Source organism: Streptomyces camponoticapitis (assembly GCF_014646115.1).
GTDB lineage: Bacteria > Actinomycetota > Actinomycetes > Streptomycetales > Streptomycetaceae > Streptomyces > Streptomyces camponoticapitis.
Genome location: NZ_BMMV01000007.1, coordinates 259,233 through 284,755 on the forward strand (window position 1 = coordinate 259,233; position 25,523 = coordinate 284,755).

Below are 25,523 nucleotides of genomic sequence, written 5' to 3' on the forward strand. Positions count from 1 at the left end.
CTGAGGCACGATCAGATGCCGTGGAAGGAGGCACTTTGAAGTCACCGAGGCACTCGGCGGATACCGCCGCCGCCCCCGCCCCCGCCAGCCGTTGCGACTACGGGGACGCCGATCCCTTCCAGTGGGACACCCGGGAGGACTGCGAGGTACGGCAGATCCTCGACCGGATCGGCGACAAGTGGTCGCTGCTGGTCATCGCCCTGCTGGACGTGAGGACCCTGCGCTTCACGGAACTGCGCCGGGAGATCGACGGCATCAGCCAGCGCATGCTGACGGTCACGCTGCGGCAGTTGGAGCGCGACGGCCTGGTCAAGCGCACGGTCCACCCGGTGGTGCCGCCGCGCGTGGAGTACCAGCTCACGCCGCTGGGGCGGACGCTGCACACGACCATCAACGCGCTGGTGGTCTGGACCGAGAAGCACCAGAACGAGATCGCGGCGTCGCGCGCGGAGTACGACAGGCGTGCGGAGGCGGAGGCACGGACGGCCGTCTGACGGCCGCTCACGCGGGCCCACCGCGCCCGTCAGACGGCGCTCTGCCGGGCGCGGTGGGCCCGGACCTTGTGGAGATTCCCGCACCGCTCCATCGCGCACCAGCGTCTGCGGCCCGGCCGTGAGGTGTCGACGAACAGCAGGTAGCAGTTGGACGTGGAGCATTCGCGGATGCGGTCCGCGTACGGCCCGGTGAAGAGGTCCACGGCGTCGCGCGCGACGGTCGACAACAGCTGCGCCCCGGTCGCCCCCGGCGCCCACTCGCGCGCCCCGTCCGCGCCCATCCGGGCGACCAGCGGGGGCTCGGCCGCCACCGCGTTGAGGACGGCGAAGTCGGTGGCGTCCGCGGGGCGGTCGAAGCGGTGGCCGCGCGCGCGGTCGGCGGTGATCCGCAGCATCGCGTCACGCACCGCGTGCGCCGTCCGTACGTCGGCCTCGGCCACGGTGAGCAGCGGCTCCAGACCTGGCGCGAGCCGGCTCTCCCCCGCCCAGCGGACCAGTCCGGCCGGACCGTCCAGCACGTCGTGGCGCGTGAGCGACCTCGGCCCGCCGGTCACCAGCAACTCCAGGCACAGCGCGCCGGGGTCGAAACGGTAGGGACGCCCCTCGGGGGTCCGCAGGACCATCCCCGGCGTGTTCGTCGCGCGACCAGTCATGTAACCACTATAAACAGTTTCATGACCTTGCACTGGATGCTCGTCATCGATACGACCGACCCGCACCGGCAGGCCGATTTCTGGGCCGAGGCGCTCGGTTACGAGGTCGAGGACAACAGTGCGCTGATCGAGCGGCTACTGGGCATCGGCGCCGTACCCATCGAGCAAACAGTCGATTCACACGGCCGTCGCGCCTGGCTCGATCTCATCGCCGTCCGCCATCCGGACGACCCGTTCGACCCCGACACGGGTGCCGGGACGGGCCGGCGGATCCTCTTCCAGCGCGTACCGGAGACGAAGGCCGGCAGAAGCCGCTTCCACCTCGACGTCCACGTGGGCGAAGACCGCCGGCCGGCCGAAGTGGCCAGGCTTCAGGGCCTGGGGGCGAAGGTCCTCCACGAGGAGAACGTGCCGGAGGGCGTCTGGGTGACCATGACGGACCCGGAGGGCAACGAGTTCTGCGTGCAGTGAGAAAGCGGGTCCGCGCGGCCTGGGCCGGCCCGCCCTGTCAGGTCCCGGCGGACGTGGGGAGGCGCAGCGTCCAGGCCCGCTGTTCGGGGGTGTCCGGGACCGCGAGGCCGCGGGCCTTTTCGAGAGCGTCCCACGCGGTGTCCGGGTCCGTGCCGCCCAGGATCAGGAGCGCGGCTGCCAGCAGGGACGCGCGGCCTATGCCGGCCCGGCAGTGGGTCACCACGTGCGCGCCGCCGACGAGCCGGGCGGTCAGTTCGCGCAGCGCCGGCAGGACCACCGCCAGGTCGGGGACCGTGCGGTCGGGGATGGGGACGCCGACGTAACGCAGCCCGGCCGCCCCGGCCGCCCGTTCCTCGTCGGCGAGGCCCAACTCGTCCCGTTCGGCCCGGGTGAGGGCGCAGACCAGGACATCCACACCCGCGTCGCGCAGGCCCCGCATCTCGTCCTCCAGCCAGTCGGCTCCCCGAGGTTTGGCCATGGTGCTCAGACGTCCCGGGCCGGGCAGGTCGACGCTGAACAACGTGGGTCGCATGTCAGCAGCATAAGTATCCGGAGTGCGAACACCCGTGTCCGATTCCTGCCCTTGACGCTGCATCGAGCGCACGTCGACCATCAGCACGCATCGTGCGCACCACCTTCCGTCAGTCCCCGTACGGAATCCGGAGCCCCCACATGAAGCTCTCCACGCTCTCCGTTCCCGCACGTTCCGTTCTCGTCGGCGCTCTCGCGATCGGCGGGCTGCTCGCGGCCGGTGTTCCCGCCGCGACCGCGTCGTCCGCCCCCGGCACGGTCCGTGCCGCGGCCCCCGCTACTGTTCTCGCCGCGCCCGACATATCGCTCACCAACGTCAAGGCGCATCTCACCCAGTTCTCCTCGATAGCCGCCGCCAACGGCGGCAACCGCGCCCATGGCCGGCCCGGCTATCTGGCCTCGGTCAACTACGTGAAGGGCAAGCTGGACGCGGCCGGGTTCACCACCTCCGTACAGCAGTTCACCTCCGGCGGACGCGTCGGCTACAACCTGATAGCCGACTGGCCCGGCGGCGACCCCAACCAGGTCGTGATGGCCGGTGCCCACCTCGACTCGGTGACATCGGGCGCCGGGATCAACGACAACGGGTCGGGCTCCGCCGCCGTACTGGAGACCGCGCTCGCGGTGTCCAGAGCCGGGCTGCAGCCGACGAAGCATCTGCGGTTCGGCTGGTGGGGCGCTGAGGAGCTGGGGCTGGTCGGCTCCCGCTACTACGCGAACAACCTGCCGTCCGCCGAGCGCGCGAAGCTCGACGGCTATCTCAACTTCGACATGATCGGTTCGTCGAACGCCGGCTACTTCGTCTACGACGACGACCCCGCCATCGAGCAGACCTTCAAGACGTACTTCGCCGGAATCGGCGTCCCGACGGAGATCGAGACCGAGGGCGACGGCCGCTCGGACCACGCCTCCTTCATGAGCATCGGCGTACCGGTCGGCGGGCTGTTCACCGGCGCCGGGCGTACGAAGTCGAGCGCCCAGGCGCAGAAGTGGGGCGGCACGGCGGGACAGGCCTTCGACCGCTGCTACCACTCGTCCTGCGACACGACGGCGAGCATCAACGACACCGCACTGAACCGCAACAGCGACGCGGTCGCCTACGCCATCTGGGAGCTGGCGACCTGACCTGATCCGGAAGGACGGGTCCAGCCCTCACGCACTGATGTCCTTCGCCGTGAAGCGCGCCCAGGCCGCCGAGCCGAACACGGCCGCGTACACGCCCTGCAGGCCGAGATTCCTCAGCACGTCGTCCCAGTAGAACGGCTCGCGGAGCAGATCGGCGAAGGACAGCCAGTAGTGCGGGAAGAGATACGGGTGGATCCCGTGCAGCTGCGGGATCGTGTCCAGGATCTGCACCGTGATCACCAGCCCGACCGTCGTGGCCATCGCCGCGATCCCGCTGTTGGTGAGCGTGGAGACGAACAGGCCGAGCGCCGCGAGCCCGATCAGTGAGGCGGCCACGACCAGTGCGATCAGCACCGCTCTGACCAGTCCGTCGCCGAACGAGATGGTCGTGCCCGAGATGGTCGTGACGTCGCCGAGTGGGAAGAGCAGCGCCCCCACGATCAGGGCGGAGACCGCCACCGCCAGGGTGGCGGCCAGACAGAACACCAGCGTCGCGGCGTACTTGGCCAGCAGCAGTCTGGTCCGGCCCGCCGGCGCGACCAGCAGATAGCGCAGGGTGCCGCCGTTCGCCTCGCCCGCCACGGCGTCGCCCGCGATGACGCCGACCGCCATCGGGAGGAAGACCGGCAGCGTCGCGGCGAGCGCGGCGAAGACGAGGAACAGCCCGTTGTTGGTGATCTGCGTGAGGAAGGCGGGGCCGCCGCCGCCCTCCGGCCCGCCGCCTCCGACCGAGCCGCCGTCGCTCGTCTCGATCTTGATGGCGATGCCGATCAGAACCGGTACGGCGGCCAGCACGCCCAGCAGCGCCAGGGTGCGCCAGCGGCGGAAGGTGGTGGTCAGCTCGGAGCGGAAGAGCCCGAACGTCCAGAGCGGCGATACGGGACGCGTCCCGGCACCGGCACCCGCGCCCGCGCCCGCGCCCCGCCGGCCGTCCGCCGGGTCGCCTCCTCCGCCGCCCGGCTCCAGCACCTCAGCCCGCGACATCGAATCCCTCCCCGGTCAGCGCCACGAACGCGTCCTCCAGCGAGGCACGTTCGACTCCGAAGGCCCGTACGCGCACCCCCGCCCGTACGAGCCCGGCGTTCAGCTCCGCCGGATCTGCCGGCTCCCCCTCGCCGGACACGGCGAGCTCCCCGCTCACCCGGTCCCCGGCCACCGTCACATCGGTGACCCCCAGCTCCTTCAGCACCCGCGCCGCGTCCGCGGGATCGGGCGTCGTGACCGCCAGCCGGCCACGCGTGCCCGCCGCCAGCTCGGCCACGGTCCCCTGGGTCAGCAGCCGCCCGCGTGCCATCACGGCGGCGTGCGTGCACACCTGTTCGATCTCGTCCAGCAGGTGCGAGGAGAGGAAGACCGTCGTGCCCTCCCCGGCCAGCTCCCGTACGAGCGCTCTGATCTCCCGCATGCCCTGCGGGTCGAGCCCGTTCGTCGGCTCGTCGAGCACCAGGAGCCTGCGCGGCTGGAGCAGCGCGGCCGCGAGCCCGAGCCGCTGCTTCATGCCGAGCGAGTACGCCTTCGCCTTCTTGCCGCCCGCCGCCGTGAGCCCGACCCGCTCCAGCGCCTCGGCCACCCGGGCCCGCCGGGTGCGCGGATCGGCCGTCGGGTCGGCGGAGTCGTACCGCAGCAGATTGTCGCGGCCGTTCAAGTACCCGTACAGCGCCGGGCCTTCGATCAACGCGCCCACCTGCGGCAGTACGGCCCTGGCCGCGCGCGGCATGGTGCGGCCGAGGACCGCGGCCGTGCCCGCGGTCGGCTCGATCAGGCCCATCAGCATGCGGATGGTGGTGGTCTTGCCGGAGCCGTTGGGGCCGAGGAAGCCGAAGACGCTGCCGGCCGGCACGGCGAGGTCGAGACGGTCGACGGCGAGCTGCCCGCCCCGGTAGCGCTTGGTGAGCCCGCGTGTCTCTATGACGACGGTCATCCCTCGCCCTTCCTCTCCCGACCGGCCCCGCCGGTCCTCCCTGTCCGCCCGGTCGCTCCCGGCCCCGGAGCGCGGACAGCGGGCCGCCCCGCCGTACGGAGCGTACGACGGGGCGGCCCGCTCACGCGCGGCGTCCGGGCGCCGGGGTCCGCGGCGCCCGGGTCGTGTCCGCGAAGCCCGGCCCGGCCGGCGGACGGTGCCGCCTCGCGGACACGACCCGGCGCTACTTCGCCTCGTTGGCCGCCTTGACCAGCGCGTCCTTGGTGACCGCGCCGACGAAGACCTTGCCGTCGTCCGTCATCAGGGCGTTCACCAGACGCGTCTTGAAGACCGTGCCCGAACCGAACTTCCCCTCGACCTTGTCGCCCAGCGCGTCCATGAACTGCTGGGCCTCGGCCGGCATGTCCTTCGACGCGGCGGCCGTCGGGGCCTTGGCGCCGGTGTCGAGCCGGACCACGGCGGTCCAGCCCTCGCCGATCACGTTCGGCTCCGAACCGAGCTCCTTGGCGCCCTTGGGCGCCTTGTGGATCTGGTCCTTACCCGCCGCCTTCGACTCGTCGGCCTCCGTCACCTTCGTGCCCTTGGGAGGCGTGAAGTCGAAGGTGGACGCGGCCGGACGGGAGAAGTCGACCTTGGTGAAGCCGACATCGACCACGGCCTTGCCCCCACTGCTCGGCAGCAGTGTGAACTTCAGCGGCGTACCGGTCTTGGAGTCGACCGCCACCTTGACGGAACCGACCGTCGAACCGGCCTGCTTGGGCTTGATCACCAGCTGGTAGGCGTCACGGCCAGCGATCCGCGCCGTGCCGTCCACCGTCACCGAGGTCGTGTCGCCCGAGGCCTTCAGTGCCTCGCGCGCGAAGTCCTGCGGAGTGGCGGGCAGACTCCTCGGAACAGCCTGGTCCTTGCCGTGCGCGCCGTTCTTGCCCTTGCCGGTGCCCTTCGCCGCGTCGGCGGGAGCCTCCGCGTGATAGGCCTCGTTGGAGGCGCTGTCGTACGCCCACACCTCGCCGCCGTTGTGGATCAGGCTGTACTCGGCGGCGCTGTCGAGGATCGACAGCCGCTGCTTGTCGGGCCCGTCGGTGGCGACCCGCAGGGTGTGCTCGCCGGAGGCCAGTTCCATCAGCCTGCCGGTCGGCTCCGCGGCCGAACCGCCGTCCGTGCCGTCCCCGGCCCCGCCCTTCGGCGCGAGCGCTCCGGCGGCCGAACCGCCGAGGCCGCCGAGCGACGGGATGCCGAGATCGGTTGTGATCTTGACCGTGCCGGACAGCCGCTCCGTGTCGGACGCCGCCATCTTCTCGATCAGCTGCGCCGCGGTGATCTTCGGCAGGTCCGGGTCGCCCGACGCGGCGAGCGCGGGGACGAGTCCGATGGTCGCCGCGGCGACTCCGGCCACCGCGACCGGAACCACATAGCGCGCCGCTCTGCGACGGTCCGCCGGAAGGTCCCCGGCCTCGTCGTTCCCGCCGGTGATCTGTGCGCTGTCGTTCGGTGCCATGTGTGCCCTACCTCCGTGGTCGGCGGCTTCCGTCCTTCACACTCGTCCACCCCTTGCCGCCATTCTCACTCGAATTGGTCCGGGGTGGTGCTCTCCATAAGACCAAATCGGCTAATCGGAAGCGTCAACCCGCGGGCGCAACCTCGCGTACTGCTCTGGGATGACGGTGGGGGCCGCCGCCTCCCCCATCCAGTAGGGGACGGCCGGACCGGGCGTCGGGGGCGTCAACAGGCGTACTCAGCCCGCCCGGTGGACCACCGCGTCGCACAGCTCCAGCAGCGCGGACTTCGCGTAGCACTCGGGCAGCGGCGCGAGGGCCGTACGCGCCTCCTCGGCGTACCGGACGGTGTCCCGCCGTGCCTGCTCCAGCGCCGGGTGCGCACGCAGCCTGTGCAGCGCCTCCGCGTGCCTGGCGTCGTCCGTCAGGTCCCCGTCCAGGAGTTCGACCAGCTCGACGTCCTCCGGGCGCCCGTGCGCCTCCGCCTGGGCCCGCAGCAGCAGCACCGGCAGCGTGGGGATGCCCTCGCGGAGGTCGGTGCCCGGTGTCTTCCCGGACTCGTGGGAGTCGCTGGCGATGTCCAGGACGTCGTCGGCGAGCTGGAAGGCGACGCCGAGCCGCTCACCGTACTGGGTGAGGATGTCGGTGACCGTCTCGCCGGCGCCGGACGTCAGGGCGCCGAAGCGGCCCGACACGGCGAACAGCGCGCCGGTCTTGCCGGCGAGCACGTCGAGGTAGTGGCTGACCGGGTCGCGCCCGTCCCGCGGTCCGGCCGTCTCCAGGATCTGACCCGTCACCAGCCGCTCGAACGCCTCGGCCTGGATCCGTACGGCCTCGGGGCCGAGGTCCGCCAGGATGTGCGAGGCGCGCGCGAAGAGGAAGTCACCGGTGAGGACCGCGACGGAGTTGCCCCAGCGGCTGTTGGCGCTGTCGACACCCCGGCGTACGTCCGCCTCGTCCATCACGTCGTCGTGGTAGAGCGTCGCGAGGTGGGTCAGCTCGACGACGACGGCCGCCGGGACGATCCCGGGGGCGTACGGGTCGCCGAACTGGGCCGCCAGCATCACGACCAGCGGCCGGAACCGCTTGCCCCCGGCGCGCACCAGATGCTGCGCCGCTTCCGTGATGAAAGGGACCTCGCTCTTGGTGGCTTCGAGGAGACCCGCCTCCACGGCCGACAATCCGCTCAGGACATCGGCTTCAAGAGCCGGGTCCCGCACGCTCAGCCCGAACGGCCCGACGACGGTCACGAGGGGTACTCCTGTCTGCTGACGATCACATGGATTGTCGATGTGTCGCTGCTGTCATTCAAGTCAGCGTATCCGGTCGAGTTTCGATCATCATGGGCGCCTTCCCGGCTCCACCCGTATGTTCGTGATCAGTAAATAAGATCGGAACTACCCCCATATGTCCGCACCCCCTGCCCGTTCGGGCTACCGCCGGTAGGTTCCCCTAACTCCCCGCCACACTCGGGTTCTTTCGGTCATTGCGCGCTTTTCACCACTGCCGCCGCCGGGCAACACCGACGTAACGTGTCCCGCATCGATCCGGAAAGCGAGGCAGCACCCATGCCCGAGCAGAGCCCGCTCGAAGTCGCCGAGGGAGACCCCTTCGGTCCGCACAACCTCCCGTACGGCGTCTTCACCACGGCCGACGAGCCCGAGCGGCGCCGGCTCGGGGTCCGCGTCGGCGGCCATGTGCTCGACGCGGGAGCCGCCGCGCACGCGCTGGGCTCCCCGTACGCCGCGCTGCTCGACCGGCCCAGCCTCAACCCGCTGATGGCCGCCGGACGCACGGCCTGGCGCGATGTGCGCCGCGCGCTCACGGCCTGGGTCACGGTCCCCGCCCACCGGCCGGACATAGAGCCGCTGCTGCACCCGCTCGGCTCGGTGACGATGCATCTGCCGTACGAGGTCGCCGACTGGGTCGACTTCTACGCCAGCGAGAACCACGCCACCAATCTGGGCCGGATCTTCCGCCCCGACGGTGAGCCGCTGACCCCGAACTGGAAACATCTGCCGATCGGTTACCACGGCCGCGCGGGCACGGTCGTCGTCTCCGGTACGGACGTGGTGCGCCCGTCCGGGCAGCGCAAGGCGCCGGCCGACGCCGCCCCGTCCTTCGGGCCGTCGGTCAAGCTCGACATCGAGACGGAGGTCGGCTTCGTGGTCGGCACCCCGTCGGCGATGGGCACCTCCGTGGAGCTGGCCGCCTTCGACGACCATGTCTTCGGTCTCTCGCTGCTCAACGACTGGTCGGCACGGGACATCCAGGGCTGGGAGAACGTCCCTCTGGGGCCGTTCCTCGGCAAGTCCTTCGCCACGTCCGTCTCGGCCTGGGTGACGCCCCTGGCGGCCCTGGACGCGGCCCGGGTCTCTCCCCCGCCCCGTACGCATCCGCTGCTGCCGTATCTGGACGACGCGGACGAGGAGGTGCCCGGCGGCTTCGACCTGCGGATCACGGTCACCCTCAACGGCCGGCTGCTCTCCGAACCGCCCTTCGCGGGCATGTACTGGACCGCGGCGCAGCAGTTGGCCCACATGACGGTGAACGGCGCCTCGCTCCGTACGGGCGACCTGTACGGCTCCGGTACGGTCAGCGGCCCCGAGCGCGACCAGCGCGGCTCCCTGATCGAGCTGAGCTGGAACGGCACGGAGCCGATCGAACTCAGCGACGGCAAGCGGACGTTCCTGGAGGACGGCGACGAGGTCACCCTCACCGCCTGGGCCCCGGGGCCGGACGGCACCCGCGTGGGCCTCGGCGAGGTGACCGGCCGGGTCGTCGCGGGGTGAGGACCGCCCGCGGACCGCTGAGACCACCGCTCGTCCTGTTGGGTGCGCTGCTGCTGGTGGTGCTGACGGCCCTCGCCCTCAGAGGCCGGGGCGAGGAGCCCGGCTACGTGGACGGCTACACCTTCGGGCGGGACAAGGGCCCGGCCGGCCATCTCGGCGGGGCCGACGCGTCCGACCGGGGGGCGGCCGAGTCCGAGTGCGGGGAGCACGCGGAGACCGACGGCGTGGAGACGAACGCCGACTGGATGGCCGGCTGCGTGGACGGCGCGCTGCGCCTCCCCGAGGCGCCCCCGGAGTCCGGGTCCTGACAGCAGGGTCCTGACAGCCACTGAACGCCGTGGGGCCCCACCGGTGTCGGTGGGGCCCCACGGCGTTCGTCCGCTGTACGGGCTACCGCACGAAGACGCCTGCCTGGCTCGCCAGATCCAGGAAGTACTGCGGCGCGAGGCCCAGCACCAGCGTCACGACGACGCCCACCCCGATCGTGGTCATCGTCAGCGGCGAGGGCACGGCGACCGTGGGGCCGTCCGCCTTCGGCTCGCTGAAGAACATCAGCACGATCACCCGGACGTAGAAGAACGCGGCGATCGCCGACGAGATCACACCGACCACGACCAGCGACCCGGCCCCGCCGTCCGCCGCCGCCTTGAAGACGGCGAACTTGCCGGAGAAGCCCGAGGTCAGCGGGATACCGGCGAAGGCCAGCAGGAAGACCGCGAAGACCGCGGCCACCAGTGGCGAACGCCGTCCCAGCCCGGCCCACTTGGACAGATGCGTCGCCTCTCCGCCCGCGTCGCGCACCAGCGTGACGACGGCGAACGCGCCGACCGTGACGAAGGAGTACGCCGCCAGATAGAAGAGGACGGAGGAGATTCCCTCGTCCGTCATCGCGATGACACCGGCCAGGATGAAGCCCGCGTGCGCGATCGACGAGTACGCCAGGAGGCGCTTGATGTCCGTCTGGGTGATCGCGACGATCGCGCCGAACACCATGGTGGCGATCGCGACGCCGAACATCACCGGCCGGTAGTCCCAGCGCAGGCCCGGCAGGACCACGTAGAGCAGCCGCAGCAGCGCGCCGAACGCCGCCACCTTCGTCGCGGCCGCCATGAAGCCGGTGACCGGCGTGGGCGCGCCCTGGTAGACGTCCGGGGTCCACATGTGGAACGGCACCGCGCCGACCTTGAAGAGCAGGCCCATGAGGATCATCGCGCCGCCGATGAGCAGCAGCGCGTCGTTGCCCATGGTGTCGGCGAGGACCGGGTCGACGGTGGCGACCGAGCCGTCGACGACGGCGGCGATGCGCGCGTACGTCACCGAGCCCGCGTAGCCGTACAGCAGCGCGATGCCGAACAGCAGGAACGCGGACGAGAAGGCACCGAGCAGGAAGTACTTCACCGCGGCCTCCTGCGACATCAGCCGCTTGCGGCGGGCGAGGGCGCAGAGGAGGTAGAGCGGGAGGGAGAAGACCTCCAGCGCGATGAAGAGCGTCAGCAGGTCGTTGGCTGCCGGGAAGACCAGCATGCCGGCCACCGCGAACAGCGCGATCGGGAAGACCTCGGTGGTGGTGAACCCGGCCTTGACCGCCGCCTTCTCGCTCTCGCTGCCGGGCACCGAGGCGCCCTGGGCGGCGAACGAGTCGATGCGGTTGCCGTGGCTCACCGGGTCGAGCCTGCGCTCGGCGAAGGTGAACACGGCGACGATCGCCGTCAGGATGATGACGCCCTGGAGGAACAGCGCGGGGCCGTCCACGGCGATCGCGCCCATCGCGGCGAGGTGCGCCTTGGTACTGCCGTACCCGTTCGCCGCCAGGGCGACCACCGCGGCGAACGCGGCGGCCAGGGCGACGACCGAGAGGAAGAGCTGCGCGTAGTACCGCCCCTTCCTCGGGACGAACGCCTCAAGCAGGATGCCCACGACGGCGGCACCCAGCACGATCAGCACCGGGGCCAGTTGCGCGTATTCGATCTTGGGGGCCTGGATCTTGTCGATCCCCTCGGCCGCCGTCGTTGTCCACAGGCTGTGGACAGCTGTCGCACTCACGGTGCTGCCTCCACCTCGGGCTTGGGATCGGTCTTCTGTACGTCACTCATGGTGTGCTCCACCGCCGGATTCACGATGTCGGTCAGCGGCTTCGGGTAGACGCCCAGGAAGAGAAGGAGCGCGATCAGCGGGGTGACGACCGCCAGCTCCCGGAGCTTCAGGTCGGGCATGCTGCGGACCGACTCGTTCACCGGGCCCGTCATCGTGCGCTGGTAGAGGACCAGGACGTACAGCGCGGCGAGGACGATGCCGACGGTCGCGATGATGCCGATCACTGGATACACGCTGAACGTGCCGACCAGGACCAGGAATTCGCTCACGAACGGGGCGAGCCCCGGCAGCGAGAGAGTCGCCAGACCACCGATCAGGAACGTGCCCGCCAGGACGGGGGCGACCTTCTGCACACCGCCGTAGTCCGAGATGAGCCGTGAACCGCGCCGCGAGATCAGGAAGCCCGCGACCAGCAGCAGCGCCGCCGTCGAGATTCCGTGGTTGATCATGTAGAGCGTCGCGCCGGACTGGCCCTGGCTCGTCATCGCGAAGATGCCCATGATGATGAAGCCGAAGTGCGAGATCGACGCGTAGGCGATGAGCCGCTTGATGTCACGCTGGCCGACCGCGAGCAGCGCCCCGTAGACGATGCTGATCAGCGCCAGCACCAGCACCACGGGGGTGGCCCACTTGGACGCCTCCGGGAAGAGCTGGAGGCAGAAGCGCAGCATCGCGAACGTGCCGACCTTGTCGACCACCGCGGTGATCAGGACGGCGACGGGCGCGGTCGCCTCGCCCATGGCGTTGGGCAGCCAGGTGTGCACCGGCCAGAGCGGCGCCTTGACGGCGAAGGCGAAGAAGAAGCCCAGGAAGAGCCACCTCTCCATGCCCGTCGACATGTCCAGCGTCCCGTTGGCCCTGGCCTCGGCGATCTCCGCCAGCGAGAAGGTCCCCGCCTGGACGAACAGACCGATGACGGCGGCCAGCATGATCAGACCGCCGGCCAGGTTGTAGAGGAGGAACTTCACGGCCGCGTACGACCGCTGGGTGGCTCCCGCCTCGTCACCGCCCGCGTGGGCCCGGTCCCCGAAGCCGCCGATGAGGAAGTACACCGGGATGAGCATGGCTTCGAACAGGATGTAGAAGAGGAAGACGTCGGTGGCCTCGAAGGAGAGGATCACCATCGCCTCGACCATCAGGATCAGGGCGAAGAAGCCCTGCGTCGGCCGCCAGCGGGAACTCTTCGTCTCCAGCGGGTCGGCGTCGTGCCAGCCCGCCAGGATGATGAAGGGGATCAGCAGGGCGGTGAGCGCCATGAGCGCCACCCCGATGCCGTCCACGCCCAGTTCGTATCTGACTCCGAAGTCGGAGATCCAGGCGTGGGACTCGGTCAGCTGATAGCGGTCACCGCCGGGTTCGAAGCGGACCAGCGCGATCGCCGCCAGCACGAGCGTGGCGAGCGAGAAGGCCAGCGCGATCCACTTGGCCCCGGTACGCCGGGCGGCCGGGACGGCCGCCGTGACGATCGCGCCGATCGCCGGGACGGCCGCCGTCGCCGTCAGAAGAGGGAACGACATCTGATTACACCGCCCTCATCAGCAGGGTCGCGGCGATGAGCACTGCCGTACCTCCGAACATCGAGACCGCGTAGGAGCGGGCGTAGCCGTTCTGCAGCTTGCGCAGCCGGCCGGAGAGCCCGCCGAACGACGCCGCCGTGCCGTTGACGACACCGTCGACCAGGGTGTGGTCGACATACACGAGCGAGCGGGTGAGGTGCTCGCCGCCGCGGACCAGGACCACATGGTTGAAGTCGTCCTGGAGGAGATCGCGGCGGGCGGCGCGGGTGAGCAGCGAGCCGCGCGGCGCGATGACCGGCACCGGCTTGCGGCCGTACTGGAGATACGCGGCGCCGACACCGATGAGCAGCACCACGACCGTGGACGCGGTGACGGCCCCCGCGCTGATCGGCGGGTGACCGTGCTCGAAGGCGGTGACCGGCTCAAGCCACTTCACGAACGACTCGTTGAGCGAGAAGAGACCGCCCGCGAAGACCGAGCCGAAGGCGAGGACGATCATCGGGATCGTCATCGACTTGGGCGACTCGTGCGGGTGCGGCTCGTTGCCCTCCGCGTCGGGCTGCCAGCGCTTCTCGCCGAAGAAGGTCATCAGCATCACGCGCGTCATGTAGTACGCCGTGAGGGCCGCGCCCAGCAGGGTGACGGCGCCGAGGATCCAGCCCTCGGTGCCTCCCTTGGCGAACGCCGCCTCGATGATCTTGTCCTTCGACCAGAAGCCGGAGAGACCGGGGAAGCCGATGATCGCGAGATAGCCGAGACCGAAGGTGACGAAGGTGACCGGCATGTACTTGCGCAGGCCGCCGTACTTGCGCATGTCCACCTCGTCGTTCATGCCGTGCATGACCGAGCCGGCGCCGAGGAACAGCCCCGCCTTGAAGAAGCCGTGCGTCACCAGGTGCATGATCGCGAAGACGTAGCCGATGGGGCCGAGGCCCGCGGCCAGGATCATGTAGCCGATCTGGGACATCGTCGAGCCCGCGAGGGCCTTCTTGATGTCGTCCTTCGCGCAACCGACGATCGCACCGAAGAGGAGCGTGACCGCTCCGACGACGACGACCACCAGCTGCGCGTCCGGGGACGCGTTGAAGATCGCGCCGGACCGGGTGATCAGATACACGCCCGCGGTCACCATCGTCGCCGCGTGGATCAGGGCCGAGACCGGGGTCGGGCCCTCCATCGCGTCGCCGAGCCAGGACTGGAGCGGCACCTGCGCCGACTTGCCGCAGGCGGCCAGCAGGAGCATCAGGCCGATGCCCGTGATCGTGCCGTCGCTCGCCTCACCGGTGGACTCCAGCACTGGCCCGAAGGCGAACGTGCCGAAGGTGGTGAACATCAGCATGATCGCGATCGACAGACCCATGTCGCCGACGCGGTTGACCAGGAACGCCTTCTTGGCCGCCGTGGCCGCGCTGGGCTTGTGCTGCCAGAAGCCGATGAGCAGGTACGACGCGAGGCCGACACCCTCCCAGCCGAAGTACAGCAGCAGGTAGTTGTCCGCGAGGACGAGCAGCAGCATCGCCGCGAGGAACAGGTTCAGATAGCCGAAGAAGCGGCGGCGCCGCTCGTCGTGCTCCATGTACCCGATGGAGTAGATGTGGATCAGGGTGCCGACGCCGGTGATCAGCAGCACGAACGTCATCGACAGCTGGTCGAGCTGGAAGGCGATGTCCGCCTGGAAGCCCTCGACGGGCACCCAGCTGAACAGGTGCTGGTGCAGGGCGCGTTCCTCGCCGCCCTTGCCCAGCATGTCCGCGAACAGCACCACACCGATCACGAAGGAGGCGGCCGCCAGGACCGTGCCGAGCAGATGTCCCACCCGGTCCAGGCGTCGCCCGCCGCACAGCAGTAGACCTGCTCCGAGCAGGGGCGCCGCGATGAGCAGCGCAATCAGATTCTCCACGATTCAGCGACCCCTCAGAGCTTCATCAGGCTGGCGTCGTCGACCGAGGCCGAGTGGCGCGAACGGAACAGCGACACGATGATCGCGAGCCCGACGACGACTTCCGCTGCGGCGACGACCATCGTGAAGAAGGCGATGATCTGGCCGTCCAGATTGCCGTGCATCCGGGAGAAGGCGACGAATGCGAGGTTGCACGCGTTGAGCATCAGCTCGACGCACATGAAGACGACGATCGCATTGCGCCGGATCAGCACTCCGGCCGCACCGATGGTGAACAACAGGGCGGCGAGATAGAGGTAGTTGACCGGATTCATTTGGTGACACCGTCCTCGCGGTCCCGGCGGTCCACACGGCCGAGGCGCTCGCTCGACCGCTGCTCCAGCGCCTTCAGGTCGGCCATGGCCTCACCGGACACGTCCCGGATCTGGCCGCGGTCCTTGAGCGTCTTGCTGACCGTCAGCTCGGAAGCGGTGCCGTCGGGCAGCAGACCGGCGATGTCCACCGCGTTGTGGCGGGCGTAGACACCGGGCGCGGGCAGCGGCGGCACGTGCTTGCTGCGGATCCGCTGCTCGGACAGCTCACGCTGGGTCAGGGCCCGTTCGGTGCGCTCGCGGTGCGTGAGCACCATCGCGCCGACGGAGGCCGTGATCAGCAGGGCGCCGGTGATCTCGAAGGCGAACACGTACTTGGTGAAGACCAGGGCCGCGAGGCCCTCCACGTTGCCCCCGGCGTTGGCGACGCCGAGCCCGGTGAAGGTCGTCAGCGACGCGTTGCCGATGCCCGCGATCAGCAGGACACCGAAGCCGAGCCCGCAGGCGGCGGCCCACCAGCGCTGGCCCTTGATCGTCTCCGTGAGTGAGTCGGCGGCGGTGACGCCGACGAGCATGACCACGAAGAGGAAGAGCATCATGATCGCGCCGGTGTAGACGACGATCTGCACGATGCCCAGGAAGTACGCCCCGTTGGCCAGGTAGAAGACCGCCAGGATGATCATGGTCCCGGCGAGACAGAGCGCGCTGTGCACGGCCCGCCTCATCAGGATGGTGCAGAGCGCGCCGATCACGGCGACGGTGCCGAGGATCCAGAACTGGACGGCCTCGCCGGTCGAGGTGAGGGAAGCGGCGAGCGTGTTCATCCGCCGATCACCTTCCTCGACGCCGGTTCGTCCTCGCCGAAGTCGGAGGCGCCTTCCTGCGGGCGCTCGCCCTTGGTGAAGGCGACCTGCCGGACCGTGCCGGGGGCGGCTTCGGTCACCAGGCCCCGGTAGTAGTCCTGTTCGTCCGTGCCGGGGAAGATCGAGTGCGGGGACTCGACCATGCCCTCCTCCAGTCCCGCGAGGAGCTGCTCCTTGGTGTAGATGAGGCTCTCGCGCGAACTGTCGGCCAGCTCGAACTCGTTGGTCATCGTGAGCGCCCGGGTGGGGCACGCCTCGATACAGAGTCCGCACAGGATGCAGCGGGCGTAGTTGATCTGGTAGACGCGGCCGTAACGCTCACCCGGGGAGTAGCGCTCCTCCTCGGTGTTGTCCGCGCCCTCGACATAGATCGCGTCCGCCGGGCAGGCCCAGGCGCACAGCTCACAGCCGATGCACTTCTCCAGGCCGTCCGGATGACGGTTCAGCTGATGGCGGCCGTGGAAGCGCGGCGCCGTCACCTTCTCCGTCTCCGGATACTGCTCGGTCAGCCGCTTCTTGAACATGGCCTTGAAGGTCACGCCGAAGCCGGCGACCGGATTCAGCCGGCGCGCGCCGGGGTCGTCCCCCTTCGAACCTTTGGAAGCGTTGTCAGGCACCGTCAGCCTCCTTTCCGTCACTCTCAGTATTGACCCCGCCACTGACAATCAGTTCGCGCTCACCGCGTGAGCGCCGGCGCGGCACGGGCGGCAGGGTCTGCCCCGGCAGCGGAGGCACCGGGAATCCACCGGCCATCGGATCGAACGGGGGCGGTGGTGGTTCGGCCGCGGCAGCGGCCTTCTCCTTCTTGTCCCGGAAGATGTCGGCGACGAAGGAGAGCAGCAGGATCGCGATGACGGCCCCGGCCACGTAGAGCACGATGTCCTGGAAGTCGTAGTTCTCGTTCCGCAGGGCACGCACGGTGGCGACCAGCATCAGCCAGACGACCGAGACCGGGATCAGGACCTTCCAGCCGAGCTTCATCAACTGGTCGTAGCGCACACGCGGGAGCGTGCCGCGCAGCCAGATGAAGAAGAACAGCAGCAGCTGGACCTTGACGATGAACCAGAGCATCGGCCACCAGCCGTGGTTCGCACCCTCCCAGAACGTGGAGATGGGGTACGGGGCCCGCCAGCCGCCCAGGAAGAGCGTGGCGGAGACGGCGGAGACGGTGACCATGTTGACGTACTCGGCCAGCATGAACAGCGCGAACTTGATCGACGAGTACTCGGTGTTGAAGCCGCCGACCAGGTCACCCTCGGACTCGGGCATGTCGAACGGCGCGCGGTTGGTCTCGCCGACCATCGTGACGATGTAGATGATGAAGGAGACCGGCAGCAGGATGATGTACCACCGGTCGGCCTGCGCGTCGACGATCGCCGAGGTCGACATCGACCCGGAGTAGAGGAACACCGAGGCGAACGCGGCGCCCATCGCGATCTCGTAGGAGATCATCTGCGCGCACGAGCGCAAGCCACCGAGCAGCGGGTACGTCGATCCGGACGACCAGCCGGCGAGGACGATGCCGTAGATGCCGACCGAGGCGACCGCGAGGATGTAGAGCATCGCGATCGGCAGGTCCGTCAGCTGCATCGTCGTGCGGTGGCCGAAGATCGAGACTTCGTTGCCCGCGGGTCCGAAGGGGATCACGGCGATCGCCATGAAGGCGGGCACCGCCGCGATGATCGGCGCCAGGACGTAGACGACCTTGTCGGCCCGCTTGACGACGACGTCTTCCTTCAGCATCAGCTTGATGCCGTCGGCGAGCGACTGGAGCATGCCCCAGGGGCCGTGCCGGTTGGGCCCGATGCGCAGCTGCATCCAGGCGACGACCTTGCGCTCCCAGACGATCGCGATCAGCACGGTCACCATGAGGAACGCGAAGCAGAAGACGGCCTTGATGGCCACCAGCCACCACGGGTCGGTGCCGAACATCGAGAGGTCCTCGGCGGCGAGGACGCTCTGCGCGGGTGCCGCGCCGAGTTGGGCGAGGGCGGTCATGCGCGCACCTCCGGTGCGTCGGACTCCGGTGCGCCGGCCGGGGCCTGTGCCTCGGCGGGGCCGATCCGGACGAGCGTGCCCGGCCGGGATCCGGTGTCCGCGAGGACACCGCCGCCGGCCGAGTTCAGCGGCAGCCAGACGACGTTGTCGGGCATCTCGGTGACGCTGAGCGGCAGTTCGACCGTGCCTGCGGGGCCGGTGACGGCCAGGACGTCGCCGTCCTTGACGCCCGTCTCGGCCGCGGTGGCGGCGGAGAGCCGGGCGACGGCCGCGTGGCGGGTGCCCGCCAGGGCCTCGTCGCCGTCCTGGAGCCGGCCCTGGTCGAGCAGCAGCCGGTGACCGGCGAGCACCGCCTCGCCCGCGCCCGGACGGGGCAGCGGACGCGACGACTCGACGGGCCCTTCGGCACGCGGGCCGTCCCAGTGGCCGAGCCGGTCCAGCTCGGTGTGTACGGCCTTCAGGTCGGGCAGCGCCAGGGACACGTCCATGGCGTCGGCGAGCATGTGCAGCACCCGCGCGTCGTCCGTGGCCAGCCGCCGCGTCATCTGGTCGGGCTTGAGGGCGGCCTCGAACATCCGCACCCTGCCCTCCCAGTTGAGGAAGGTGCCGGCCTTCTCGGCGACGGCCGCGACGGGAAAGACGACGTCGGCGTGGTCGGTGACCTCGCTGGGACGCAGCTCCATCGAGACCAGGAAGCCGACGGCCGCGAGCGCCTCACGCGCGCGTGCCGGGTCCGGCAGGTCGGCGACCTCGACGCCCGCGACGACCAGCGCGCCGAGTTCGCCGGTCGCGGCGGCCTCGACGATCTGGCCGGTGTCCCGGCCGTGGCGGTGCGGCAGTTCGCGTACGCGCCAGACCTCGGCGACCTCCTCACGGGCCCGCGGGTCCGTGGCGGGACGGCCGCCGGGCAGCAGCGTCGGCAGCGCGCCGGCCTCGACCGCGCCGCGCTCACCGGCCCTGCGCGGCACCCAGACGAGCTTGGCGCCGGTCGCGGTGGCGGCCCTGGCGGCGGCGGTGAGCCCGCCGGGGACGGCGGCCAGCCGCTCGCCGACGACGATCACCGCGCCGCTCTCGCGCAGGGCGTCGGCGGCGCGGGTGCCCGCGCCTTCGAGGCCGGTCTGCGAGGCGAGCGCGTCGAGCCACTCGGTCTCGGTGCCGGGCGCGGCGGGCAGCAGAGTGCCGCCGGCCTTCCGCAGACCGGGCGTGGTGTGCGTGGCGAGGGAGAAGCTGCGCTGCCCGTGCTTGCGGTGGGCCTTGCGCATCCTCAGGAAGAGGCCGGGCGCCTCCTCCTCGGACTCGAAACCGACGAGCAGGACGGCCGGGGCCTTCTCCAGCGTCGTGTTCGTGATCCCCTTGCCGTCCAGGTCGACGCCGTGTCCGGCGACGTGGGCGGCGAGGAACTCGGCCTCCTCGGCGCTGTGTACGCGCGCGCGGAAGTCGATGTCGTTGGTGTCGAGGGCGACGCGGGCGAACTTGGCGTACGCGTAGGAGTCCTCGACCGTCAGCCGGCCGCCGCTCAGGACCGCGGCCCGGCCGCGCGCGGCGGCGAGACCGTTGGCCGCGGCCTCAAGTGCCTCGGGCCAGCTCGCCGGTTCCAGCTCGCCGTCCGCGTTCCGTACGAGGGGCGAGGTGATCCGGTCCGGCCGCTGCGCGTAGCGGAAGCCGAACCGCCCCTTGTCGCAGATCCACTCCTCGTTGACCTCGGGGTCGTCGGCGGCCATGCGCCGCATGACCTTGCCGCGCCGGTGGTCGGTGCGGGTGGCACAGCCGCCCGCGCAGTGCTCGCACACGCTCGGCGAGGAGACCAGGTCGAACGGGCGGGAGCGGAAGCGGTACGCCGCCGAGGTCAGCGCGCCGACCGGGCAGATCTGGATGGTGTTGCCGGAGAAGTACGACTCGAACGGGTCGCCCACCCCGATACCGACCTGCTGGAGCGCGCCGCGCTCCAGGAACTCGATCACCGGGTCGCCCGCGACCTGGTTGGAGAAGCGGGTGCAGCGCGCGCAGAGCACGCACCGCTCGCGGTCGAGCAGCACCTGTGTGGAGATCGGTACGGGCTTCTCGAAGGTCCGCTTCTTGCCCTCGAACCGGGTGTCGGCCTGACCGGCGCTCATCGCCTGGTTCTGCAGCGGGCACTCGCCGCCCTTGTCGCAGACCGGGCAGTCCAGCGGGTGGTTGATGAGCAGCAGCTCCATCACACCGCGCTGCGCCTTCTCGGCGACCGGCGAGGTGATCTGCGACTTGACGACCATGCCGTCGGTGCAGGTGATGGTGCAGGAGGCCATCGGCTTGCGCTGGCCCTCGACCTCGACGATGCACTGCCGGCAGGCGCCGGCGGGGTCGAGGAGCGGGTGGTCGCAGAACCGGGGGATCTCGATGCCGAGGAGTTCGGCGGCGCGGATCACCAGGGTCCCCTTGGGGACCGAGATCTCGATGCCGTCGATCGTCAGCGAGACGAGATCTTCGGGCGGGACCGCCGCCTCGCCGCCGCCGGTGGGGGCGGAGGTGGTGACTGTCATGCGTTCACCTCCAGGTGCGCGTTCTGGTCGGCCCACAGGGTGGACTTCGCCGGGTCGAAGGGGCAGCCCTTGCCGGTGATGTGCTGCTCGTACTCCTCGCGGAAGTACTTGAGCGAGGAGAAGATCGGCGCCGCGGCGCCGTCTCCGAGTGCGCAGAACGACTTGCCGTTGATGTTGTCGGCGATGTCGTTCAGCTTGTCGAGGTCGGAGGGCACGCCCTTGCCGGCCTCGATGTCGCGCAGCAACTGGACCAGCCAGTAGGTGCCTTCACGGCACGGTGTGCACTTGCCGCAGGACTCGTGGGCGTAGAACTCGGTCCAGCGGGTGACGGCCCGCACCACGCAGGTGGTCTCGTCGAAGCACTGGAGCGCCTTGGTGCCGAGCATGGATCCGGCGGCGCCGACGCCCTCGTAGTCGAGCGGGACGTCCAGGTGCTCGTCGGTGAACATCGGGGTCGAGGAGCCGCCCGGCGTCCAGAACTTGAGCCGGTGGCCGGGGCGCATGCCGCCGCCCATGTCCAGCAGCTGCCGCAGGGTGATGCCGAGCGGGGCCTCGTACTGGCCGGGGCTGGCCACATGGCCGCTGAGCGAGTAGAGCGTGAAGCCCGCGGACTTCTCGCTGCCCATCGACTTGAACCAGTCCTTGCCGCGGTTGAGGATCGCGGGAACCGAGGCGATGGATTCGACGTTGTTCACCACAGTGGGGCACGCGTACAGACCCGCGACCGCCGGGAACGGCGGGCGCAGCCGGGGCTGTCCGCGCCGTCCCTCCAGCGAGTCCAGCAGCGCGGTCTCCTCGCCGCAGATGTACGCGCCGGCCCCCGCGTGCACGGTGATGTCGAGGTCGATCCCGCTGCCGAGGATGTCCTTGCCGAGGTAGCCCGCCTCGTAGGCCTCGCGTACGGCCTCGTGCAGCCTGCGCAGCACCGGCACGACCTCGCCGCGCAGATAGATGAAGGCGTGCGACGAGCGGATCGCGTAGCACGCGATGATCATTCCCTCGATGAGGGAGTGCGGATTGGCGAAGAGAAGGGGGATGTCCTTGCAGGTGCCGGGCTCCGACTCGTCGGCGTTGACGACGAGATAGTGCGGTTTGCCGTCGCCCTGCGGAATGAACTGCCACTTCATCCCGGTGGGGAAGCCGGCGCCTCCCCTGCCCCGCAGACCGGAGTCCTTCACGTAGGCGATGAGGTCGTCGGGCGTCATGGCGAGCGCCTTGCGCAGCCCCTCGTACCCCTCGTGCCGCCGGTAGGTCTCCAGCGTCCACGCGTCGGGCTGGTCCCAGAACGCGGACAGGACCGGAGAGAGAAGCTTCTCCGGGCCGGTGTCGCTCATCTCGGGTGCGGTGGTCATCACTTCCCCTCCTCGGCTACCGGGCCCGTGGGGTTCGCGGGATCGGACGGCGCGGTCTGCTGCGGCGCGTCGTGCGAGCTCAGATGTTCGGAACCGGGCTGGGGCGGTGTGTCCCGCGGGGCCCTGTCGGCGCGCGGGGCGGGCGTACGGGCCGGGATGGCCTCGCCCTTGGCGAGCTTCAGGCCGATCAGCGAGGCGGGGCCCGCGCCACCGGTGGCGTCGACGGCGCCGGGGCGCTCGTCGGGGAAGCCCGCGAGGATGCGCGCGGTCTCCTTGTACGTGCACAGGGGCGCGCCGCGCGTCGGGGTGACCTGCTCGCCGGCCCGCAGGTCGTCCACGAGCTGCTTCGCCGACTCGACGGTCTGGTTGTCGAAGAACTCCCAGTTGACCATCACCACCGGCGCGAAGTCGCAGGCCGCGTTGCACTCGATGTGCTCCAGCGTGACCTTGCCGTCCTCGGTGGTCTCGTTGTTGCCGACCCCCAGGTGCTGCTTCAGCTCGTCGAAGATGGCGTCGCCGCCCATCACCGCGCAGAGCGTGTTGGTGCAGACGCCGACCTGGTAGTCGCCGGACGGCTTGCGCCGGTACATCGAGTAGAAGGTGGAGACCGCGGTCACCTCGGCGGTGGTCAGCCCCAGCATCTCGGCGCAGAACCGGACGCCGGTACGGGTGACGTGCCCGTCCTCGGACTGCGTGAGGTGCAGCAGCGGCAGCAGGGCCGAGCGGCTGTCGGGGTAGCGGGCGATCACCTCCTTGGCGTCCGTCTCCAGCCGGGCGCGCACATCGGCCGGGTAGTCGGGGGCGGGGAGTTGGGGCATTCCGAGGCTGACCTCGGAATTCGGTGTGGTGGTCACCGGTCGACGCCTCCCATCACGGGGTCGATGGACGCGACGGCGACGATGACGTCGGCGACCTGGCCGCCCTCACACATGGCCGCCATGGACTGGAGATTGGTGAACGACGGGTCGCGGAAGTGGACCCGGTAGGGGCGCGTGCCCCCGTCGGAGACGACGTGCACGCCGAGTTCGCCCTTGGGCGACTCGACGGCGGCGTACGCCTGCCCGGGCGGGACCCGGAAGCCCTCCGTCACCAGCTTGAAGTGATGGATCAGAGCCTCCATGGACGTGCCCATGATGTTCTTGATGTGGTCGAGCGAGTTGCCGAGGCCGTCCGGGCCGAGCGCGAGCTGCGCGGGCCAGGCGATCTTCTTGTCGCCGACCATCACCGGGCCCGGCTCCAGCCGGTCCAGGCACTGCTCGACGATCCGCAGCGACTGGCGCATCTCTTCCAGCCGGATGAGGAAGCGGCCGTAGGCGTCGCAGGTCTCGGCGGTCGGGATGTCGAAGTCGTACGTCTCGTAGCCGCAGTACGGGTCGGTCTTGCGCAGGTCGTGCGGCAGCCCGGCCGAGCGCAGGATCGGGCCCGTGGCGCCGAGCGCCATGCAGCCGGCCAGGTCGAGATAGCCGACGTCCTGCATACGGGCCTTGAAGATCGGGTTGCCGGTGGCGAGCGCGTCGTACTCCGGCAGGTTCTTGCGCAGGGTCTTCAGCAGCTCGCGCAGGTGGTCGACGGCGCCCGGGGGAAGGTCCTGGGCGAGGCCGCCGGGCCGGATGTACGCGTGGTTCATGCGCAGGCCGGTGATCAGCTCATAGGCATCGAGAATCAGTTCACGATCGCGGAAGCCGTAGATCATGATCGTGGTCGCGCCGAGCTCCATGCCACCGGTGGCGATGCAGACCAGGTGCGAGGAGAGCCGGTTGAGCTCCATCAGCAGGACGCGGATGATGTTCGCCCGGTCCGGGATGTCGTCCTCGATACCCAGCAGCGTCTCCACGGCGCGGCAGTACGCCGTCTCGTTGAAGAACGACGTCAGGTAGTCCATGCGCGTGACGAAGGTGGTGCCCTGCGTCCAGTTGCGGAATTCGAGGTTCTTCTCGATGCCGGTGTGCAGATAGCCGATGCCGCAGCGGGCCTCGGTGACGGTCTCGCCCTCGATCTCCAGGATCAGCCTGAGCACACCGTGCGTCGACGGGTGCTGCGGACCCATGTTGACGATGATGCGCTCGTCGTCCGACTTGGCCGCGGTCTCGACGACCTCGTCCCAGTCACCGCCGGTGACGGTGTAGACGGTGCCCTCTGTGGTGGCACGGGGGGTTGCGTGGGGGGTGGTCATGAGTACGACCTCCGCTGGTCCGGCGACGGGATCTGGGCGCCCTTGTACTCGACGGCGATGCCGCCGAGGGGATAGTCCTTGCGCTGCGGGAAGCCCTGCCAGTCGTCCGGCATCATGATCCGGGTGAGGGCGGGGTGGCCGTCGAAGATCAGGCCGAAGAAGTCGTACGTCTCACGCTCGTGCCAGTCGTTGGTCGGATAGACCTCGACCAGGGACGGCACGTGCGGGTCGCTGTCCGGTGCGGACACTTCGAGGCGGATCAGCCGGCCGTGCGTCAGTGAACGCAGGTGGTAGACGGCGTGCAGCTCGCGGCCCTTGTCGCCCAAGAAGTGGACGCCGGACACACCCGTACAGAGCTCGAAGCGGAGCGCCGGGTCGTCGCGCAGGGTCCTGGCCACCTGGACCAGATGCTCGCGGGCGATGTGGAAGGTGAGTTCGTTCCTGTCGACGACCGTCTTCTCGATGGCGTTCGCGGGGAGCAGGCCCTGCTCCTCCAGCGCGCCCTCGAGTTCGTCGGCGATCTCGTCGAAGACACCGTCGCGGCCGCCGTAGGGGCGGCTGGAGGCGCCCGGCAGGGTCACGGTCCTGACGAGACCGCCGTACCCGCTGGTGTCGCCGCCGCCGGTGTCGGTGCCGAACATGCCCTTGCGTACGCCGATGACCTCGGAGGACTGGCCGCGCGCGGACGGAATGCCGGCCCCGGCCGGCTGGTCGTTCTCCGGAGAACTCCCGGCTCGCTGCTCGTCGCTCACCTGAGAAGTCCCTTCATCTCGATCGTCGGCAGTGCCTTGAGCGCCGCCTCCTCCGCCTCGCGGGCGGCCTCCTCCGCGTTGACCCCGAGCTTCCCGCCCTGGATCTTCTGGTGGAGCTTGAGGATGGCGTCCATCAGCATTTCCGGGCGCGGCGGGCAGCCCGGCAGGTAGATGTCGACAGGGACGATGTGGTCGACGCCCTGGACAATCGCGTAGTTGTTGAACATCCCGCCCGACGACGCGCAAACCCCCATGGAGATGACCCACTTGGGATTCGGCATCTGGTCGTAGACCTGCCTCAGGACGGGCGCCATCTTCTGGCTCACCCGTCCCGCCACGATCATCAGGTCCGCCTGGCGCGGCGAACCGCGGAAGACCTCCATGCCGAACCGGGCCAGGTCGTACCGGCCGGCGCCCGTCGTCATCATCTCGATGGCGCAGCAGGCGAGGCCGAAGGTCGCCGGAAAGACGGACGACTTACGCACCCAGCCCGCGGCCTGCTCGACGGTGGTCAGCAGAAAACCGCTCGGCAGCTTCTCTTCGAGTCCCATTGGTTGCTCC

Annotated in this window: 23 protein-coding genes and 1 pseudogene; 5 read left to right on the forward strand and 19 right to left on the reverse strand. The window is 69.9% G+C overall.

The features are described 5' to 3' along the window. Positions 1–20: 20 nt before the first annotated feature. Positions 21–494 carry a winged helix-turn-helix transcriptional regulator gene (locus IEY79_RS13750; RefSeq protein WP_189107705.1) on the forward strand — a complete coding sequence of 158 codons (474 nt, stop codon included), beginning with the start codon at positions 21–23 and terminating at the stop codon, positions 492–494. A 29-nt stretch (positions 495–523) separates the two neighbouring features. Here IEY79_RS13750 and IEY79_RS13755 read toward each other — a convergent pair whose 3' ends face one another. Then, a complete protein-coding gene (locus IEY79_RS13755; RefSeq protein WP_189107706.1) occupies positions 524–1,147 on the reverse strand; it encodes a CGNR zinc finger domain-containing protein in 624 nt (207 codons plus the stop codon). A 21-nt stretch (positions 1,148–1,168) separates the two neighbouring features. On the opposite strand from IEY79_RS13755, the gene IEY79_RS13760 reads away from it, so the two are divergent. Next, entirely contained in the window at positions 1,169–1,618 is a 450-nt protein-coding gene (locus IEY79_RS13760; protein WP_189107707.1) for a VOC family protein, read from the forward strand. A 37-nt stretch (positions 1,619–1,655) separates the two neighbouring features. Here IEY79_RS13760 and IEY79_RS13765 read toward each other — a convergent pair whose 3' ends face one another. Further along, positions 1,656–2,150 carry a phosphatase domain-containing putative toxin gene (locus IEY79_RS13765; protein WP_189107708.1) on the reverse strand — a complete coding sequence of 165 codons (495 nt, stop codon included), beginning with the start codon at positions 2,148–2,150 and terminating at the stop codon, positions 1,656–1,658. Between the two features lie 140 nt (positions 2,151–2,290). Here IEY79_RS13765 and IEY79_RS13770 point away from each other — a divergent pair. After that, a pseudogene (locus IEY79_RS13770) lies at positions 2,291–3,268 on the forward strand (M28 family metallopeptidase); the annotation flags it as partial. A 33-nt stretch (positions 3,269–3,301) separates the two neighbouring features. Here the strand turns inward: IEY79_RS13770 and IEY79_RS13775 are convergent. The 4 genes from IEY79_RS13775 to IEY79_RS13790 form a co-directional block, all read right to left on the reverse strand. Continuing rightward, the gene (locus IEY79_RS13775; protein ID WP_189107710.1) at positions 3,302–4,258 is read right to left on the reverse strand and encodes an ABC transporter permease; all 957 of its coding nucleotides are present in this window, start codon (positions 4,256–4,258) and stop codon (positions 3,302–3,304) included. Continuing rightward, complete coding sequence (locus IEY79_RS13780) at positions 4,245–5,195, reverse strand: ABC transporter ATP-binding protein (RefSeq protein ID WP_189107711.1); 951 nt, start codon at positions 5,193–5,195, stop codon at positions 4,245–4,247. The genes IEY79_RS13775 and IEY79_RS13780 overlap by 14 nt, the downstream gene beginning before the upstream one ends. Before the next feature lie 223 nt (positions 5,196–5,418). Then, entirely contained in the window at positions 5,419–6,693 is a 1,275-nt protein-coding gene (locus IEY79_RS13785; RefSeq protein WP_189107712.1) for a LolA family protein, read from the reverse strand. A gap of 237 nt (positions 6,694–6,930) precedes the next feature. Then, positions 6,931–7,941 carry a polyprenyl synthetase family protein gene (locus tag IEY79_RS13790; RefSeq protein WP_189107713.1) on the reverse strand — a complete coding sequence of 337 codons (1,011 nt, stop codon included), beginning with the start codon at positions 7,939–7,941 and terminating at the stop codon, positions 6,931–6,933. Between the two features lie 318 nt (positions 7,942–8,259). On the opposite strand from IEY79_RS13790, the gene fahA reads away from it, so the two are divergent. Together fahA and IEY79_RS13800 are read left to right on the forward strand one after the other, a co-directional pair. Then, positions 8,260–9,483, forward strand: coding sequence for a fumarylacetoacetase (gene fahA, locus IEY79_RS13795; RefSeq protein WP_189107714.1), 1,224 nt, complete (start codon positions 8,260–8,262; stop codon positions 9,481–9,483). Next, on the forward strand, positions 9,480–9,791 hold the full coding sequence (locus IEY79_RS13800) for a hypothetical protein (RefSeq protein ID WP_189107715.1): 312 nt from the start codon (positions 9,480–9,482) through the stop codon (positions 9,789–9,791). Before fahA ends, IEY79_RS13800 begins: the two co-directional genes overlap by 4 nt. 82 nt (positions 9,792–9,873) lie before the next feature. Here the strand turns inward: IEY79_RS13800 and nuoN are convergent, their stop codons facing one another. From nuoN to IEY79_RS13865, 13 genes are read right to left on the reverse strand one after another with little or no spacing between them, the layout of a single operon-like run. Continuing rightward, complete coding sequence (nuoN, locus tag IEY79_RS13805) at positions 9,874–11,526, reverse strand: NADH-quinone oxidoreductase subunit NuoN (RefSeq protein ID WP_189107716.1); 1,653 nt, start codon at positions 11,524–11,526, stop codon at positions 9,874–9,876. Continuing rightward, positions 11,523–13,094, reverse strand: a complete 1,572-nt coding sequence (locus tag IEY79_RS13810; protein WP_189107717.1) for an NADH-quinone oxidoreductase subunit M — start codon at positions 13,092–13,094, stop codon at positions 11,523–11,525. Before IEY79_RS13810 ends, nuoN begins: the two co-directional genes overlap by 4 nt. A 4-nt stretch (positions 13,095–13,098) precedes the next feature. Next, positions 13,099–14,994, reverse strand: coding sequence for an NADH-quinone oxidoreductase subunit L (nuoL, locus tag IEY79_RS13815; RefSeq protein ID WP_189107718.1), 1,896 nt, complete (start codon positions 14,992–14,994; stop codon positions 13,099–13,101). A 14-nt stretch (positions 14,995–15,008) separates the two neighbouring features. Then, on the reverse strand, positions 15,009–15,308 hold the full coding sequence (gene nuoK, locus IEY79_RS13820) for an NADH-quinone oxidoreductase subunit NuoK (protein ID WP_069927518.1): 300 nt from the start codon (positions 15,306–15,308) through the stop codon (positions 15,009–15,011). Then, positions 15,305–16,129, reverse strand: a complete 825-nt coding sequence (locus IEY79_RS13825) for an NADH-quinone oxidoreductase subunit J (RefSeq protein ID WP_189107719.1) — start codon at positions 16,127–16,129, stop codon at positions 15,305–15,307. Before IEY79_RS13825 ends, nuoK begins: the two co-directional genes overlap by 4 nt. Next, complete coding sequence (nuoI, locus tag IEY79_RS13830) at positions 16,126–16,785, reverse strand: NADH-quinone oxidoreductase subunit NuoI (protein WP_189107720.1); 660 nt, start codon at positions 16,783–16,785, stop codon at positions 16,126–16,128. The genes IEY79_RS13825 and nuoI overlap by 4 nt, the downstream gene beginning before the upstream one ends. Further along, positions 16,778–18,166 (reverse strand): NADH-quinone oxidoreductase subunit NuoH, encoded by a 1,389-nt coding sequence (nuoH, locus tag IEY79_RS13835; protein ID WP_189107721.1) that lies wholly within the window; start codon positions 18,164–18,166, stop codon positions 16,778–16,780. The genes nuoI and nuoH overlap by 8 nt, the downstream gene beginning before the upstream one ends. Beyond that, complete coding sequence (locus tag IEY79_RS13840; RefSeq protein ID WP_189107722.1) at positions 18,163–20,685, reverse strand: NADH-quinone oxidoreductase subunit G; 2,523 nt, start codon at positions 20,683–20,685, stop codon at positions 18,163–18,165. Before IEY79_RS13840 ends, nuoH begins: the two co-directional genes overlap by 4 nt. After that, positions 20,682–22,037, reverse strand: coding sequence for an NADH-quinone oxidoreductase subunit NuoF (gene nuoF / locus IEY79_RS13845; protein WP_189107723.1), 1,356 nt, complete (start codon positions 22,035–22,037; stop codon positions 20,682–20,684). The genes IEY79_RS13840 and nuoF overlap by 4 nt, the downstream gene beginning before the upstream one ends. Beyond that, entirely contained in the window at positions 22,037–22,855 is an 819-nt protein-coding gene (gene nuoE, locus IEY79_RS13850; RefSeq protein ID WP_189107825.1) for an NADH-quinone oxidoreductase subunit NuoE, read from the reverse strand. Before nuoE ends, nuoF begins: the two co-directional genes overlap by 1 nt. Before the next feature lie 32 nt (positions 22,856–22,887). Beyond that, positions 22,888–24,210 carry an NADH-quinone oxidoreductase subunit D gene (locus tag IEY79_RS13855; protein WP_189107724.1) on the reverse strand — a complete coding sequence of 441 codons (1,323 nt, stop codon included), beginning with the start codon at positions 24,208–24,210 and terminating at the stop codon, positions 22,888–22,890. Further along, complete coding sequence (locus IEY79_RS13860) at positions 24,207–24,902, reverse strand: NADH-quinone oxidoreductase subunit C (RefSeq protein ID WP_229700866.1); 696 nt, start codon at positions 24,900–24,902, stop codon at positions 24,207–24,209. Before IEY79_RS13860 ends, IEY79_RS13855 begins: the two co-directional genes overlap by 4 nt. Positions 24,903–24,958: 56 nt before the next feature. Further along, positions 24,959–25,513, reverse strand: coding sequence for a NuoB/complex I 20 kDa subunit family protein (locus tag IEY79_RS13865; protein ID WP_160506582.1), 555 nt, complete (start codon positions 25,511–25,513; stop codon positions 24,959–24,961). Positions 25,514–25,523: the final 10 nt, after the last annotated feature.